General features: G+C 71.7%; 13 protein-coding genes. 5 read left to right on the top strand and 8 right to left on the bottom strand.

All coding sequences use genetic code 11. The features are described 5' to 3' along the window. Positions 1 to 9: 9 nt before the first annotated feature. The 4 genes from ACIQM3_RS25550 to ACIQM3_RS25535 all read left to right on the top strand — a co-directional run bounded on the left by ACIQM3_RS25550 (position 10) and on the right by ACIQM3_RS25535 (position 4,626). Entirely contained in the window at positions 10 to 885 is an 876-nt protein-coding gene (locus ACIQM3_RS25550) for an NTP transferase domain-containing protein (RefSeq protein WP_401627897.1), read from the top strand. Continuing rightward, on the top strand, positions 882 to 2,468 hold the full coding sequence (locus ACIQM3_RS25545; protein WP_401627895.1) for a molybdopterin molybdotransferase MoeA: 1,587 nt from the start codon (positions 882 to 884) through the stop codon (positions 2,466 to 2,468). Before ACIQM3_RS25550 ends, ACIQM3_RS25545 begins: the two co-directional genes overlap by 4 nt. Further along, positions 2,426 to 3,568, top strand: coding sequence for a potassium channel family protein (locus ACIQM3_RS25540; protein ID WP_393756420.1), 1,143 nt, complete (start codon positions 2,426 to 2,428; stop codon positions 3,566 to 3,568). The genes ACIQM3_RS25545 and ACIQM3_RS25540 overlap by 43 nt, the downstream gene beginning before the upstream one ends. Before the next feature lie 71 nt (positions 3,569 to 3,639). Next, the gene (locus tag ACIQM3_RS25535) at positions 3,640 to 4,626 is read left to right on the top strand and encodes an NAD(P)H-quinone oxidoreductase (RefSeq protein WP_401627893.1); all 987 of its coding nucleotides are present in this window, start codon (positions 3,640 to 3,642) and stop codon (positions 4,624 to 4,626) included. 87 nt (positions 4,627 to 4,713) lie between these two features. Here ACIQM3_RS25535 and ACIQM3_RS25530 read toward each other — a convergent pair whose 3' ends face one another. The 6 genes from ACIQM3_RS25530 to ACIQM3_RS25505 all read right to left on the bottom strand — a co-directional run bounded on the left by ACIQM3_RS25530 (position 4,714) and on the right by ACIQM3_RS25505 (position 12,106). Further along, positions 4,714 to 5,262 (bottom strand): bacterial proteasome activator family protein, encoded by a 549-nt coding sequence (locus ACIQM3_RS25530; RefSeq protein WP_401627891.1) that lies wholly within the window; start codon positions 5,260 to 5,262, stop codon positions 4,714 to 4,716. Between the two features lie 107 nt (positions 5,263 to 5,369). Beyond that, entirely contained in the window at positions 5,370 to 8,234 is a 2,865-nt protein-coding gene (locus ACIQM3_RS25525; protein ID WP_401627889.1) for an FtsX-like permease family protein, read from the bottom strand. Further along, positions 8,231 to 8,995, bottom strand: coding sequence for an ABC transporter ATP-binding protein (locus ACIQM3_RS25520; RefSeq protein ID WP_401627888.1), 765 nt, complete (start codon positions 8,993 to 8,995; stop codon positions 8,231 to 8,233). Before ACIQM3_RS25520 ends, ACIQM3_RS25525 begins: the two co-directional genes overlap by 4 nt. 87 nt (positions 8,996 to 9,082) lie before the next feature. Next, positions 9,083 to 9,706 (bottom strand): PadR family transcriptional regulator, encoded by a 624-nt coding sequence (locus ACIQM3_RS25515; RefSeq protein ID WP_401627886.1) that lies wholly within the window; start codon positions 9,704 to 9,706, stop codon positions 9,083 to 9,085. A gap of 71 nt (positions 9,707 to 9,777) precedes the next feature. Continuing rightward, the gene (locus ACIQM3_RS25510) at positions 9,778 to 9,963 is read right to left on the bottom strand and encodes a hypothetical protein (RefSeq protein WP_393756410.1); all 186 of its coding nucleotides are present in this window, start codon (positions 9,961 to 9,963) and stop codon (positions 9,778 to 9,780) included. 499 nt (positions 9,964 to 10,462) lie between these two features. Then, a complete protein-coding gene (locus ACIQM3_RS25505) occupies positions 10,463 to 12,106 on the bottom strand; it encodes a protein kinase (RefSeq protein WP_401627883.1) in 1,644 nt (547 codons plus the stop codon). Positions 12,107 to 12,400: 294 nt separating this feature from the next. On the opposite strand from ACIQM3_RS25505, the gene ACIQM3_RS25500 reads away from it, so the two are divergent. Further along, complete coding sequence (locus ACIQM3_RS25500) at positions 12,401 to 14,014, top strand: protein kinase (RefSeq protein WP_401627881.1); 1,614 nt, start codon at positions 12,401 to 12,403, stop codon at positions 14,012 to 14,014. A gap of 32 nt (positions 14,015 to 14,046) precedes the next feature. On the opposite strand, the gene ACIQM3_RS25495 is transcribed toward ACIQM3_RS25500, so the two are convergent. Continuing rightward, on the bottom strand, positions 14,047 to 15,105 hold the full coding sequence (locus tag ACIQM3_RS25495; RefSeq protein WP_401627879.1) for a phosphotransferase: 1,059 nt from the start codon (positions 15,103 to 15,105) through the stop codon (positions 14,047 to 14,049). Positions 15,106 to 15,130: 25 nt separating this feature from the next. Next, positions 15,131 to 15,664 carry a pyridoxamine 5'-phosphate oxidase family protein gene (locus ACIQM3_RS25490; protein ID WP_401627877.1) on the bottom strand — a complete coding sequence of 178 codons (534 nt, stop codon included), beginning with the start codon at positions 15,662 to 15,664 and terminating at the stop codon, positions 15,131 to 15,133. Positions 15,665 to 15,735 lie beyond the last annotated feature (71 nt).

The raw sequence follows: 15,735 nt of genomic DNA, 5'->3' as shown, positions 1-15,735 counted from the left end.
CTCGTGGGCATGACCGCGTATGACGCCATCGTGCTTGCCGGAGGGGCTGCGAAGCGCCTCGGCGGGGCCGACAAGCCAGGGCTCCGCGTGGGCGGCCGTGCGCTGCTCGACCGGGTGCTCGCCGCATGTGCCGACGCCGCGTCCACCGTGGTGGTCGGCGGACGCAGGCCCACCGTGCGTCCGGTCACCTGGACACGTGAAGTGCCGGAGGGCGGCGGCCCCTTGGCGGCCCTCGGCGCCGGGGTACGGCACACGGCCGCGGAGAGCGTGCTGGTTCTCTCCGCGGATCTGCCGTTCCTCGGGGAGGCGACGGTCCGCTCGTTGCTGTCCGCGGCGGAGCCGGGAGGCCGCGAAGGCGCCCTGTGCACCGACCAGGACGGCCGGGACCAGCCGCTGGTCGCGGTCTACCGGGCCGAGCCGCTCCGCCGTGAACTCGCCCTTCTCGTCACCGAACACGGCAGCCTGGCCGGTCTCCCCCTCCGGCTGCTGACCGCCGAACTGGATCTGGCCCGGGTCCAGGCCGGCCCGCTGGCCGCGTTCGACTGCGACACCTGGGAAGACATTGCCGCCGCCAGGGCCCGGATCAGGGAGCATGGGACCGTGCTGGACGAATGGATCACCGCAGTCAAGAACGAACTGGGCATCGAGCTCGACGTCGACACCGGCGTCCTGCTGGACCTCGCCCGGGACGCCGCGCACGGAGTGGCCCGGCCCGCCGCGCCGCTGACCACCTTCCTGGTGGGGTACGCGGCGGCGATGGCGAGCAGCGGCAGGAGCCCGGAGGCCGCGGCTGAAGCCGTGGCCGAAGCCTCCCGCAAGGCCACCGCCCTCGCGCTCCGGTGGGAGGAGGAAACGGCGGCGGGAAGCGAACCCGGCACGCCATGACCCCGCACGGACGCGATGCGCGGGCGGCCGAGGAGGAGCGGGCAGCGGCCGAGGAGGAGCGGGCGGTCGAGCAGGCACTGGCCCTCGTGGGCCGGCAGTCAGGCACTCCGCAGCCCGCACCGGGCCGGCAGTCAGGCACTCCGCAGCCCGCACCGGACCGGCAGTCAGGCACTCCGCAGCCCGCACCGGACCGGTCCGGAGCGGGGGAGCCGCCTTCCACGCCGGCACCGGCGGCGCCGGGCATGCGCACCGGCCCGACCCCGGACGCCCCTTCGCCAGGAGGGGCGGAGCCGGGCGGCCCGGCCCCGACCCCCCCTGGTCATCACGGATCCCCGTCGGCCCACGGTTCTTCCTCCCACGCCCACAGAGCCGAGGCCACCGACTGGGCCGCGGCGCGTGCTCTGGCCGACCGCCTGGGCCGGGCCGCTCCCCTGGCCGCCCACCGGCTCCCGCTGGACCGGGCTCTCGGGCACGTCCTCGCCGAGGCCGTCGTCGCGCTCACCGATCTGCCGTCGTTCGACACCTCGGCGATGGACGGCTGGGTCGTCGCGGGGCCGGGCCCCTGGGCCGTACGGGAAGGGGAAGGGCTGCTCGCCGGACGCGGATCCGCGGAGCCGCTCCCTGACGGGCACGCCCTGCGGATCGCCACGGGCGCACGCCTCCCGGCGGAGGCCACCGCCGTGATCCGCAGCGAACACGCGCACTGCGACGAGGCCAAGGGGCTGCTGCACGCCACCCGCGCAGTGGTGCAGGGCCAGGACATCCGGCCCCGGGGCCAGGAGTGCCGGTCCGGCGACGAGCTCCTGCCCGTGGGGACCGTGGTGACCCCGCCCGTTCTCGGGCTGGCGGCTGCCGCGGGGTACGACGCTCTCGTCGCCGTGCCCCGGCCCCGCGTGGACGTCTTCGTCCTCGGTGACGAGCTCCTCACGGCCGGGCTTCCACGGGAAGGGCTGATCCGCGACGCGCTCGGCCCCATGCTCGCCCCCTGGCTCCGCGCCCTGGGTGCGGAGGTTGCCGAGCCCAGGCGGCTCGGTGACGACGCCGACGCCCTCCGCCGGGCTCTCGTCTCCTCCGATGCCGACCTGATCCTCACCACGGGCGGGACGGCCGCCGGCCCGGTGGACCATGTCCACCCGGTCCTGGCCGGGATCGGGGCCGAGCTGCTGGTCGACGGGGTGGCCGTACGTCCAGGCCATCCGATGCTCCTGGCCCGACTCGCCGAGGGCGGCCCCTGCCTGGTCGGCCTGCCCGGCAACCCCCTCGCGGCGGTATCCGGACTGCTGACGCTGGCCGAGCCTCTGCTCCGGGGGCTCGCCCGTCAACCCGCCCAGGACCGCTACAGCGCGCCCGTCCATGAAGAGGTGCACGGTCACCCGTATGACACCCGGCTGATCCCCGTGGTCCACCGCGACGACAGCGTCGTACCCCTCCACTACAACGGTCCCGCCATGCTGCGTGGGATCGCGGCCGCGGACGGGCTGGCCGTGGTGCCACCCGGCGGGGTACGGTCCGGCACCGAGGTGGAGATCCTCGATCTACCGTGGGCCTCGGCGTCGCCGTGGACGGAAGGGTGTTTCACGTGAAACTTCCCGGCCACGATGCGATGGCCAGGCGGGCGGACGAACATGTTGTCCCCACCCGGGTGCTCCTGCCCCGTCGCGTCGTCGACAGACCGCTGCGACAGGTGGCCAAGCGACTGGCAATGGCTCTCACGGTGCTGGCCATAACGGTCTTCATCGTCTGGGCCGACCGGGACGGCTACCACGACAACGCCGACGAGAAGGTCGACTTCCTCGACGCCGTCTACTACGCGACGGTGACGCTGTCGACGACCGGCTACGGCGACATCGTCCCGTACAGCGACCCGGCCCGGCTCGTCAACGTGATTCTGGTGACGCCGTTGCGGGTGCTCTTCCTGATCATCCTGGTCGGCACCACCCTCGAGGTCCTGACGGAACGGACCCGCGAGGACTTCCGGCTGAATCGTTGGAGAAGCAACTTGCGTGAACACACCGTGGTCGTCGGCTTCGGTACGAAGGGCCGCTCTGCCATCCAGACGCTCTGCGCCACCGGTCTGAAGAAGGACCAGATCGTCATCGTCGACCCGGCCGGCAAGGTGATCGAGGCGGCCAACGCGGAGGGCTTCGTAGGCGTGTTGGGTGATGCGACGCGCAGTGATGTGCTGTTGCGGGCCGAGCTCCAGAAGGCCCGTCAGATCATCATCGCCACCCAGCGCGACGACACCGCGGTGCTGGTCGCCTTGACCGCGCGTCAGCTCAACCGGGGCGCGAAGATCGTGGCCGCGGTCCGCGAGGAGGAGAACGCGCCGCTGCTTCGGCAGTCGGGCGCCGACGCTGTGATCACCAGCGCGAGCGCGGCCGGACGGCTGCTGGGCCTGTCGGTGCTCAGCCCCAGCGCAGGCACGGTGATGGAGGACCTCATCCAGCAGGGCAGCGGGCTCGATCTTGTCGAACGGCCGGTGATAAAGGCCGAGGTGGGCAAGAACGTCCGCGAGACCGACGACCTCGTGGTCAGCGTCCTGCGCGGCCACCGGCTGCTCGGTTACGACGACCCGGCGGCCAGCCCCCTGCAGCTGACGGACCGGGTGATCACCATCGTGCGTGCCTCACCGATCCACACGGCGCCGACGAGCTATCCGCAGCAGCCCAATCAGCGGCCGTAGGAGCGGGGCCCGGACGCGGCGCAGGCACGTCCGCCACCGTCCGGGACTCTGTACGGAGTAGCCTCGCGGCCATGTATGCGATCACGATCCCAGAACCCGGTGGCCCCGAAGCGCTTGTGTGGGCCGAGGTTCCCGACCCCGTACCTGGCGAGGGCGAAGTTCTCGTCGAGGTCGTGTCCAGCGCGGTGAACCGGGCCGACGTGCTGCAGCGGCAGGGCTTCTACAACCCCCCGCCCGGCGCCTCCCCGTACCCCGGCCTGGAGTGTGCGGGCCGTATCGCGGCGCTCGGCCCCGGGGTGACCGGGTGGTCCGTGGGCGACGAGGTGTGTGCACTGCTCGCGGGCGGCGGATACGCGGAGAAGGTCGCTGTGCCGACCGGACAGTTGCTGCCCGTGCCCGACAGCGTGGACCTGATCGAGGCGGCGGCGCTGCCCGAGGTCACGTCGACGGTCTGGTCCAATGTCTTCATGGTGGCCCACCTGCGGCCCGCCGAGACTCTCCTGGTCCACGGCGGTTCCAGCGGTATCGGCACGATGGCGATCCAGCTCGCCAAGGCCGTCGGCGCGCGCGTCGCGGTGACGGCGGGAGGCCCCGAGAAGCTGGCGCGCTGTCAGGAGCTGGGCGCCGACATCCTCATCGACTACCGCGAGCAGGATTTCGTCGAGGAGGTGCGGCAGGCGACGGACGGTGCCGGAGCAGACGTCATCCTCGACATCGTCGGGGCGAAGTATCTGGACCGGAACGTCCGCGCCCTCGCTGTGAACGGCCGTCTCGCCATCATCGGTCTCCAGGGCGGGGCCAAGGGCGAGCTGAATCTGAGCGCCCTGCTGAGCAAGCGGGCGGCTGTCACGGCCACGTCGCTCCGCGCGCGTCCGCTCGCGGAGAAGGCCGCGATCATCGCGGCGGTACGCGAGCATGTGTGGCCGCTGCTCGCCGACGGTGTCGTCCGGCCGGTCGTGGACCGCACGATGCCGATGGCGGACGCGGCGGAAGCCCACCGGCTGATGGAGTCCAGCAGCCACATCGGCAAGATCCTCCTGGCCGCGCCGAAGGCCTGACGAGGGCGCCCAGGACAGACGCCGGGGCCCGGCACACATGGTGTGCCGGGCCCCGGTGCGTACCGCGGTCGGTATGGGCTCAGGTCACTAGAGGTACGGGCCGGAGCGCGCCGGTCCGTGCGGGTCGACGCTGCCTTCCTCGTCCTCGTGGCCGACACCCGGAGGGAGGGCGCGGCGCATCTGCTCCAGCTGCGCACGGGCCGCCATCTGCTGGGCGAACAGCGCCGTCTGAATGCCGTGGAAAAGGCCCTCCAGCCAGCCGACCAGCTGGGCCTGCGCGATCCGCAGCTCGGCCTCGGAGGGGACGGACTCCTCGGTGAACGGCAGCGAGAGCCGTTCCAGCTCCTCCACGAGCTCCGGCGCCAGACCGTCCTCGAGCTCCTTCACCGAGCTCGCGTGGATCTCCTTGAGCCGGACACGGCTCGCCTCGTCGAGAGGAGCCGCCCTGACCTCCTCCAGAAGCTGCTTGATCATGCTGCCGATCCGCATGACCTTCGCGGGCTGCTCGACCATCTCCGTCACCGGAACCTCGCGCGACTCGTCGTCACCGCCACCACCGCCGATGGCCATTCCGTCCTGCCCCACCACGAGGACTTGGGGGTGCTCCTGCGACCGTTCATTCCTCGGCATTTCCATGCCGCCATTGTCTCCCACACCGGCTTCACAACACGGTGGTGCCCCCGGAAAGACAAGATCCACCCTTTCCGGGGGCACCGGAACACCCGCTCACGCCACGAGGACGCTCAGCCCGCGCGCCGTGCCAGGGCCAGCCGTGATCCGGCGAACGCGGCGGCCAGCAGCCCTGCCAGCACGGGTACGCCCAGGGCCAGCAGCCCGATGGTCTCCCACGGCATCACGATGGGTGTGTACGCGGAGTCCATGGGCTGGGCACGCATCGCCTCCATCGCCTCCCGCAGGTCGACCAGACGCAGGGCCACCGCCGGCACCACGCCCGCGGCCGTGCCGAGCAGCACGCCCGTGAGCGCGACGACCACGCACTGGAATCCGGAGAGTGAGCGCCGGACGCCGGGCGGTGCCCCCACCGCGCTGAGCGTGGTGAGGTCGGCCTCCGCGTCGGCCTTGGCGAGACCGGTGGTGATGGCCGCCGCGCCCAGGGTGACGACACCCGCGAAGAGCGCGAGGATCAGCAGGACCACATCCTCCTCGCGCGTCTCCGTCAGTGTCTCGCTCTGCAGGTAGACCCCGTTCCCGGCCTGGGTGAACGCGGCCGCCACCGCCTGCTGCTCGGCGTCCGTCGGCGTGTGCGTGACGGTGTAGATGCTCCCGTAGGCCGTGGTGTGCAGGCCGAGCCGGTCCGCGGCCTGCTGCGGCAGGATCATCCGGATCCCGGGGGTGGCGGCGTACTTCGCGGGGGCGACGTACACCTTCAGCCGGTCCGTGGTGGTCCTGGACTTCCCCGGATGGAGCTTGCGGTTCTCCTTGTCGCGCTCGTTGTACGTGTGTACGGCCTTGAGCGTGACCTGGCCGTCCTGCGCGTACGCCGGGTTGAGCAGCACGGGAGTCCCGGCAGCCAGGGCTTCGGCCGCCGCCGGGTCGTCGAGTTTCACGTACGACCTGAGGAGCGAGGCGTCCCCTACGGCGATGTTGCTGTCGCCCGTGGAGAGCGCCTGCGCGGTGATGTACTCGTCGACGCAGGCGGGGGAGTTCATCAGCTTCTTGTGCTCGTCGGCGGAGAGACTCCCGGCGAGCTTCTTGGCACCCGTCCCCTGGAGCGGGCAGCTGTGGCCCTTGCCGGTGGGTTTGACCAGTTCGAGCCTCCCGCAGCTGTTCTCCTCCTCGTAGTAGACCGTGCAGTCGGATCCGGCCCAGACCCGCCCGATGTCGGCGCGGCCGCCGCTGACCGCCAGATTCTGTTCCGCGGCGGTCCTGGCAAGGGGGAGCTGGTCCACGCCGGTCGGTTCCGCGGCGATGAGCGCAACCGTGCCCGGGGTGAGGGAGCGCATGTGGTCGTAGTCGTGTTCCGCCATGACGCTGGTGGTGTACGTGGCGATGGCGACGGTGCCCGCCACGGCCGCCATGACGGCGGCGACCGCCGGCGCCGTACGCCCTCGGTTACGTGCCGCGTCGCGCAGTGCCATGCGCGGGGAGAGCGGCAGCCGGGTGCCGAGCCGCCCGAGGAAGCCGACGATCACCGGGATGCAGGCGAGCACCCCGAGTTCGGCGACCACGGAGCCGCCGGCGACGAACCGGGTGTCGCCGGTCGTGCCGCCGTACACGGCGACCGCCACGCCGCCCGCCAGCGCCACGCAGCCCACGACGGGCAGGACGCGTGAGCTCCGGCGTGTTCCGCGGCGCCCGGTGAGCGATTCGAGAACCGACTGCCGGCCGGCGACGATCGCCGGTGCCAGAGCCGCCAGGATGCCGGTGACGAGGCCGATGACGGCGATACCCAGCAGCTCCCAGGGGCGGATGTCGAGCTCGCCGAAACGGCTTTCCCTCCAGCCCTCGATCATCGGACGGAACAGGACGGTGAGGCCGATCCCGGCGGCGACACCGGCCACGGCGCCCACCGCGCCGAGGACCAGGCCCCCGGACAGCACGACGGCTCGCACCTGGCCCCGGTCGCCGCCACAGGTGCCGACGAGGCCGAGCTGCCTGCGCGAGCGCCGCGCACCGACGGCGAACGCGGGGCCGGCCAGCAGGACGATCTCCAGGACCGCCATGGCGACGACGGTCACCAGCGCCGCGCTCAGCTCCGAGGAGCTCTCACCGAAGGAGGAGACGTCCTGGTGCGCGAGCAGCGGGACCTCGGAGTCCGGGGGCGGATCGAGAGCGACCTGGCGGGACAGCACCACGACGCCCTTCTCGTTGGCCTTGAGCACGTCCGGCCAGGAGATTCCGTCGCCGGCGGGGCCTCGGACGAGCCAGGTCATGTCGCCGGGGTAAGGAGGGACGATTTTCTCGTCACGGTCGGCCGCCGTCTTCCACGGGGCGAGTACCGCCCCCGGGTCGGCGTACAGCGCGCTCTTGGCGAGCTCCCCGGGCAGCTCGACGCTGCCTGTGATCGTGTACGTCTGCTCGGGGCCGCGCAGTGTCGTGCGGGAGCCGATACCGAGTCCTGCGGACTCCAGGAAGTGCTCGGTCGCGACGACTTCCCCCTCCCCGTGCGGGTACGCCCCGTCGACCAGGTCGAGTCTGCCCCGGACCGCCGGATCGGAGGTGCGCAGCTCCACGATCTCGGTGTTGGCGACCCCGTGCCGCGTGGTCACCACGGCGGGAACGGACTGCTCCGTGAGGTACCGCGAACCCTTCGGGAACGTGGCCGGCACATCGACGGGCGCACGCTCGTCCTCGGCCGCGATCTCGGCCCTGTCGTCAGGAGTGCCCCATGTGCTGGCGTCGGGCATCTGCTCCAGAGGGGCGGGCCCGATGCCTGCCGAACTGAACACGGCGTCCGCCGAACCCATCTTGGCCGTCAGGTCCTCGGCGACGGTGGGAGTGGAACTGCGGTACGTCACGTCGGCGGCCGTCACGCCGAGGACCGGCAGGGCGATCATCGCGACGACGAGCGCGCTGCGGCCCTTGGCCCGCAGGGCGTCGCGCCGGGCGATCCGGAGGGCGGCGCGCCACCCGGTGAGGACGCTCACTCGGCACCTTCAGCGGCGAGCAGGGATTCGGCGGCGGTGGCCACCGTCTGGTCCACGATCGACCCGTCCCGGAGGAAGACCACCCGGTCCGCCCAGGCCGCGTACCGGGGCTCGTGCGTCACCATCACCCCGGCAGCGCCCTGGTCGCAGCGGTTGCGGAGCAGGGCGAGCACGGCCTCACCCGTCTCGGAGTCGAGCGCTCCGGTCGGTTCGTCGGCGAGCACGAGGCGACGGTCACCCACGAGGGCGCGGGCGATGGCGACACGCTGCTGCTGGCCACCGGACATCTCGTCCGGGAAGCGGTCGGCGACCTCCGCGAGGTGCATCTCCTCCAGCGAGGCCATGGCCTCCTTGCGCGCCTTGCGTACGGAGACGCCGTCGAGTTCGCGCGGCAGGGCGATGTTCTCCGCGGCGGTGAGAGCGGGGATCAGGTTGTAGTCCTGGAAGACGTAACCGACGCTGCGCCGGCGCAGACGTGCGATGCCCTTGCGGCCGAGCGTGGAGATGTCCTGGCCCTCGATGACGACCTGGCCGCTGGTCGCGGTGTCGAGGCCGCCCGCCAGGGTCAGAAGCGTGGACTTGCCGGAGCCGGAGGGGCCCATCACGGCGACGAGCTCACCGGTGTGGACGGACAGGTTGATGCCGCGCAGGGCGTGCACCTCGGCGATACCGGAACCGTGGGTACGGGTCAGGGCCTTCAGCTCGAGGACGGGAGCATCCACGGAGAGACCGGTGGACGGTGCGGGGACGGACGAGGACATGGTGGGCTGTTCCCCCCTGAGAACGGTGTACGGAAAGGGGCCGCGGGCCGGAGTGGCGCGGGCCGGAGTAGCTGCCGTCGCCGGCGGTCAGCGGCGGGTGGACGCTCGCGAGGTGGCGGACCGCGTGGCCCCACGGCTCGTGGTCGCGGCGGGGCGTGCGGTGGGTTCGGTCGCGGCGGCCTCGGCGAGGCGCACGAGACGGGACTCGCAGTGGTCGAGCCAGCGCGCCTCCGCCTCGGCCTGGAAGATCAGCTGTTCCACCACGAGCAGCCAGGCGACCTCGTCACGGTCGGCGGGTACGTCGGCGAGTGCCTGGGCCTTCAGCCGGGTGTAGTCCTGCATCGCCTTCAGCGTGTGGCTCCGCTGGGACTGGATGACGGCGCGGATGTCGACACCGGGCGCCCCGACCGCCATCGCGAGCTTGATCGCCAGCTCGTCGCGGGGCGGACTGCTGCGGTCGACGGGGGTCTCGAACCAACTCCTCAGCTCGCTCCGCCCGTCCTCGGTGATCGAGTAGAGGGCGTGGCCCGCGTCGTCCTCACCGTCCTGGGCGACCATGCCGTCCCGCTCCAGACGGCTGAGCGTCGTGTAGACCTGCCCGACGTTCAGCGGCCAGGTGGAGCCGGTGCGGGACTCGAACTCGGTGCGGAGCTGGGAGCCGTACCGAGGCCCCCGCTCAAGGAGGGCCAGCAGCCCGTGACGGATCGACATACTGAGTATGTATACCCAGTATGTTGCTCGACGCAAGCGTCCCTGGCCAACGCCCCGGCCGTTCGGACGGGTCAGTTCGGGCGGCGCATACGGAGGGCCAGAAAGGCCAGTCCCAGTCCGACCAGGGCGATTCCGCTGCCCAGCGACACGTCCCGCACCTGCTTCAGGGCGGGTTCGTCCAGCGCCTGCCGCTGCCGCGCCGTCTCACCGGGCTCCGGGAACGCCTCGGGCGGCGGTGTGAACGCGGGAACCTTCACGGGATCCGGATCCGGCGGCATCTCGTCCGCCGCGGCCTCGGACTCCGCGACCTCCAGGGGGGAGAGGGACCTCCCCGGCCGCGCCCGCCCCTCCCCGGCCTGCCGCCCCGCCAGAGGTGACTCGGCGGTGGAGGCGGTGGGGCTCGCGGTGGGGGAAGAGGAGCCCGGGGGCCTCGCCGGAACCGGAACCGGAACCGGAACCGGAGCCGGAGCCGGATACCCCGGGTGTGCCGACTGAGCCGACTGTGCCGGGCGAACGGACGCGACGGCCCCGTCCTCCCCGTATGCCAGGGCGGGGGGCCCGAGTGCTACACCGACCGCTGTCACGAGGCAGGCGACACACCGTGACGACCGTGAAGCCGGGAGTCCTGGAGGCATGGGATCAGCGTCACACGCACCGATATGTCCGGCATCCCGGGTGCGTCCGGACGCCGCACCTCAACCGCGCCGGATCAGCGCGGGAAGGCCCGGCAGCGGGCGGAGGGAGGCGGCCGGCCGGTCAGGCCGGGTCACCCGTCGCGATGCGCAGCTCGAAGTGGGCGTTCCGCTCGGCCACGGCCGCGCCCGAGGTCGGGAACTGGTCGATGACCTGGTCCTCGGCGTAGGTGTTGCCCTCCACCTTGATCTCCTTGATCGTCCAGCCTGCGGCCTGGGCGCACGCCTTCGCGGAGAGGATGTCCTTGTAGACGAAGTTCGGCGCCTGGACCTTCGCCGGGTCGTCCGTGTCCTCCGTGGCGTCGGTGCACTCCTCCTCGTCCATCGTCCGGTTACGCTCCGGCGGCCTGTGCTCGCCGGCCACGCTGGACTCGCTGGAGCTCGGGTCGCCGCCGCCCTTGCCGTTCTCCGAGTCGCCGTTCATGTTCAGGAAGGCGATCAGACCGCCGATCGCGACCAGGGCGACCACGATCGACCCCACGACGACCGGCATGTTGCGCCTGGACCCGCCGCTGCCGCCCGCACCCGTCGAGGTCTGCGGGGACATCGTGTACGGCGGCGGGGTCTGGTGCCCCAGCGGTGCCGGGGTGCCGTACGGCTGGGCCGTCTGCGGGTAGCCGTAGCCCGGTGTGGGGGCGGGGGTCGGTACGCCGTAGGGGCCTGGCTGGTGCTGCTGGTGGGGGTGCGGCTGGTACGGCGTCTGCACGCTGTGCGGTGCCGGGGTGGCCTGGTCGACGGGCGGGAAGACCGCCGATCCGACGCCGGCGCCGCTGTTCGCCGGGGAGCCGCCGCCGATGATCACCGGGGCGCCCGCGGGACCGCTCGCGCTCAGGACGCGGGTGATCTCGTCCTGCATCGCCGCGGCGCTCGGGAAGCGCTCGTTCGGGTTCTTTTTCAGCGCGCGGGCGACGAGGGCGTCCATCGCGGGCGTGATCGACCGGTTGACGCTCGACGGGGCGACCGGCTCCTCCTGCACATGCGCGTACGCGATGGCGAGCGGGGAGTCCGCGTCGAACGGGATACGTCCCGTGAGCAGCTGGAAGAGCATGATGCCGACCGAATACAGGTCGGAGCGCGCGTCGACGCCGCGGCCGAGCGCCTGCTCGGGGGAGAGGTACTGCGGGGTGCCGACGACCATGCCGGTCTGGGTCATCGAGGTGACGCCGGACTGCATGGCACGGGCGATGCCGAAGTCCATGACCTTGACGACGCCGCGCTTGGTCATCATCACGTTGCCGGGCTTGATGTCGCGGTGGACCAGGCCCATCTCGTGGCTGGTCTCCAGGGCGGCGAGCACGTCGGCCGTCACCTTGAGGGCCTTGTCGGCCGGCATCGCGCCGTACTGCTGGATGTCCGACTGGAGCACGGAGCCGAGCGGCTGCCCCTCGACGTACTCCATGACGATGTACGGCATCAGCGCACCGCCGAGCTCGTCCTCGCCCGTGTCGAAGACCGAGACGATGTTGGTGTGCTGCAGCTTGGCGACGGCCTGCGCCTCGCGCCGGAAACGCTCGCGGAAGGACTGCTCGCGTCCCAGCTCCGTGTGCAGCGTCTTGATGGCGACCTGGCGGTCGAGGGCCGAGTCGTACGCGAGGTAGACGGACGCCATGCCGCCCTCGCCGAGCAGGTCGCGCAGCTGGTAGCGGCCGCCGGCCACGGAACCGCCCGCGTAGCGCCCCTGGGCGCCGTGTGCCCCGTCGTGGCTCATGACTTGCATCCCCCTCGGCGCCCGACGGACGCGATCATCCCTATTACGGGCCAAGTCTGCCCGAGGGGTACGACACGTCAAGCCGGGTGCCCGTTCCGTGACCCTACGCACAAGAAGCGTCTCGGAAGCGTTACAGGAAGAGCATGGAATTTGCGCGTAAGGCACGCGAGCCGATTGGATGACCGGTCACTCTGGAAACCGGTGTGTCGGACAGAGGCTGTAGCGTGACGTGGCAATGCAGCAAGGCACCGTGAGAACCCGCGGACGCGCGGACAGATACGACGGCGAGGACTGATGGCACCCGGATCCGAAGCAAACGGCGGCGGAGTTTCGGATGGCACCGACTCCTGGGGTGTCGGCGGTGTGGTCGGAGACGGCCGTTACCGCATGACCCACCGGCTCGGCCGCGGCGGCATGGCCGAGGTCTACGCCGCGGAGGACGTGCGTCTGGGGCGCACGGTGGCGGTGAAGCTGCTCCGTTCCGACCTTGCCGAGGACCCGGTCTCCAAGGCCCGCTTCACGCGTGAGGCACAGTCGGTCGCGGGGCTCAACCACCACGCGATCGTCGCCGTGTACGACTCCGGTGAGGACGTCGTGGGCGGGTCGACCGTGCCGTACATCGTGATGGAGCTCGTCGAGGGCAACACCATCCGCGATCTGCTGCTCGAGGCCGAGGCCCCGCCGCCCGAGCAGGCGCTGATCATCGTCTCGGGCGTCCTGGAGGCGCTGGCCTACTCCCACCAGCACGGCATCGTGCACCGCGACATCAAGCCGGCGAACGTGATCATCACGCACTCCGGCGCGGTCAAGGTGATGGACTTCGGCATCGCCCGCGCGCTGCACGGCGCACAGTCGACGATGACCCAGACCGGCATGGTCATGGGCACGCCCCAGTACCTCTCCCCCGAGCAGGCGCTCGGCAAGGCCGTCGACCACCGTTCCGACCTGTACGCCACGGGCTGCCTGCTCTACGAACTGCTCGCCCTGCGGCCCCCGTTCACCGGCGAGACCCCGCTCTCCGTCGTCTACCAGCACGTCCAGGACACCCCGGTCCCGCCCTCCCAGGCCGCCGGGTCCGTCCCGCCGGAGCTGGACGGCCTCGTCATGCGCTCACTCGCGAAGGACCCGGACGACCGGTTCCAGAGCGCCGAGGAGATGCGCGGTCTCGTCCAGTACAGCCTGCAGATGCTGCAGGTCCAGGGCGGGCACACGGGCACGTGGAACACCGGCCCGGTCAACGTGCACGACAGCGGCCACACCGCGGCGATGAACGTCGGCGGCAGCACGGCGGCCATGGGGCACCCCATGCACGGGGACACCTCGCAGGGCCCGATCCTGCCGCCCATGAACCCCGACGACGGGGCGTACGCGGGCGGCAGTCACCGCGAGGGCGGCGGTCGCGGCAAGATGTGGCTGTTCGTCGTGCTCGCGCTGATCGCGATCGGTGGGGGCGTCGCGTTCGCCCTCCAGGCAGCGAACGGCGACGGCGGCAACAAGAAGGCCCCGGTCACGCCCTCCACTTCGTCGTCCACGTCACCGACCCCGTCCTCGGCGGAACCGACGGACGAGGAGACGGAGGAGACCGAGGAGCCGAACGGCTCCACGGGCGGCCAGACCTGGCCCACCGACGACCCGACGTGGACCCCGTCGAACGACCCGACCGAGCCGACGCAGGAGCCGACGGTGACACCCACGACGCCGACCCCGAGCACGGGCGGAACGTCGGACGGCGGTACGACGACGGATGGCGGCACCGGTGACGACGGTGGCACCGGTGACGACGGTGGCACCGACGACGGTGGCACCGGTGACGACGGGGGAGCGACCACGGAGGGAAGCACCACCGGCACCTCGGCCGGCGCCGCGGAGGGCGCCGCCGCAGGAGCTGCGGGCGCCACCGCCGGGTGACCACGGGCACCATCGGGCGGTGACGAGGGCTCTCACCCCGTGAAGGCCTCGCCGACCGCCTCGTACTCACGCGTCCACCACACCGCCAGGGCCGACACCGCAGGGAACTGCGGGTCGGCCCTGCGGTCGTGCAGGCGGTAGCGCCAGCGCAGTATCCAGAAGTCGTTGAGGCGCTCCCACCAAACCCGGTGCACCGCGGCCGCCAGCTCGGCCGCCCCGGCGCCCGCCGATCGCCGGTAGGCGCGGGCGTACGCCCGGACCTTCTCCAGCGCCAGCTCGCCGTCCGGCCGTACGAAGAAGATCGCCGCCGCCCGTACGGCCTCCTCGGCCCGCGGCTGCACGCCGAGCCGGTCCCAGTCCACGATGGCGACGGGGTCGGCGCCCCGGTAGAGGAGGTTCAGCGGGTGGAAGTCGCCGTGCACCCATCCCCTGGCGGACCCCTCGGGCGTGGGCGGGCGGCGGTGCGCGTGCTGCTCCAGCAGCGCGCGGCGCTCGACGAGACGGTGCACGGCGAGCTCGTCGAAGGCGTCCCGGGGGCCCATGTGCCGCGCGGCCGTCAGCAGCTCGTCGATCAGCGTGAACGTGTCGGCGGGATCAGGGCTCTGGCCCCGTGCCGGAGGCGGCGGCGGGTCCGCCTCCATGACCTGCTCCAGACCCATGTGTACGGCGCCGAGGAGCGCCCCGAGCCGACGCGACTGTGCGGTCGTCAGCTGGGCGCCGTCCCGATGGAGCCCGTCCACCCACCGGTGCAGGGCGTAGCGCTGCCCCTCGATCACCGTGACCGTGTCACCCTCCGTGTCCGAGAGCGGCGGGGCCACCGGCACACCGAGGGAGTGCAGCTGCTGGGTCGCCCGGTGCTGCCGCACGATCGTGGCGTGGTCGCCGCTGGCGTCGTCGAGGTGGTGCTTGTCGAGATGGTGCTTGAGGAAGTACGAGCCGCGGGTGGTGGACACGCGGTAACCGTGGTTGAGCAGGCCCTTGCCGATCGGTTCGCACGCGAGGGGCTCACCGGTGTCCGGGTAGCGGCGCAGGACCTCGACGACCGGAGGGACAGGCGGAAGGGTCACAGATGAGCGCAGCACTCGCCACATGTTAGGTGACGCTGAGTGGCCGGTTTTACGGACTTGCGTCGAAGGTCAGAGTGTGCATATGGGACAGGTGCGGATCGAGCCTCAGATACACCGGATCGAAGTGCTCGCCGTTCACCTCGGCCGGACCGGACCCGAAGCGTTCGCGCTGGTCGAAGGCGGGTTCCACGATCTCGGCGGGGCCGGTGAACTGCACCGACCAGAGGTCCTCCGTACTGCCGGACGCGGGGGAGTTGAAGTTGTCCGCCCCATAGGCGACGACGCTTCCGTCACAGGACTCGTGGAAGCCGAGTCCCCTGTGCATCCGCAGGACGACACCGCCCTCGACCACCAGGTGCCGGGCCACCGCCAAAAAGGGCAGGGCCCGCATGCTCATGGCCAGCCGGCCGTAGCGGACACTGCCGAGCAGCTCGATGGCCCGGCGCTTGTCCGCCACGGAGGAGACGGTGGAGGCCGACGGGCCGGAAGGGCCGGACGCGCCGGAAGGGCCGGATGTGCCGGAAGGGCCGGATGTGCCGGAGCCTGCCGCGGCGCCGGTGTCGGAGGGGCGGGAAGAAAGCATGCCCCCACTCTCCGCCACGGGTAGGAGCCGTGTAAGGGTCCGCCGCCCCCGACGGTCAGGGACCAAGGTCC

The sequence above is a fragment of the Streptomyces sp. NPDC091271 genome (assembly GCF_044757505.1).
GTDB lineage: Bacteria > Actinomycetota > Actinomycetes > Streptomycetales > Streptomycetaceae > Streptomyces.
Note: the sequence above shows the minus strand (reverse complement) of the source record. Positions and strands in the feature narration are given on the sequence as shown.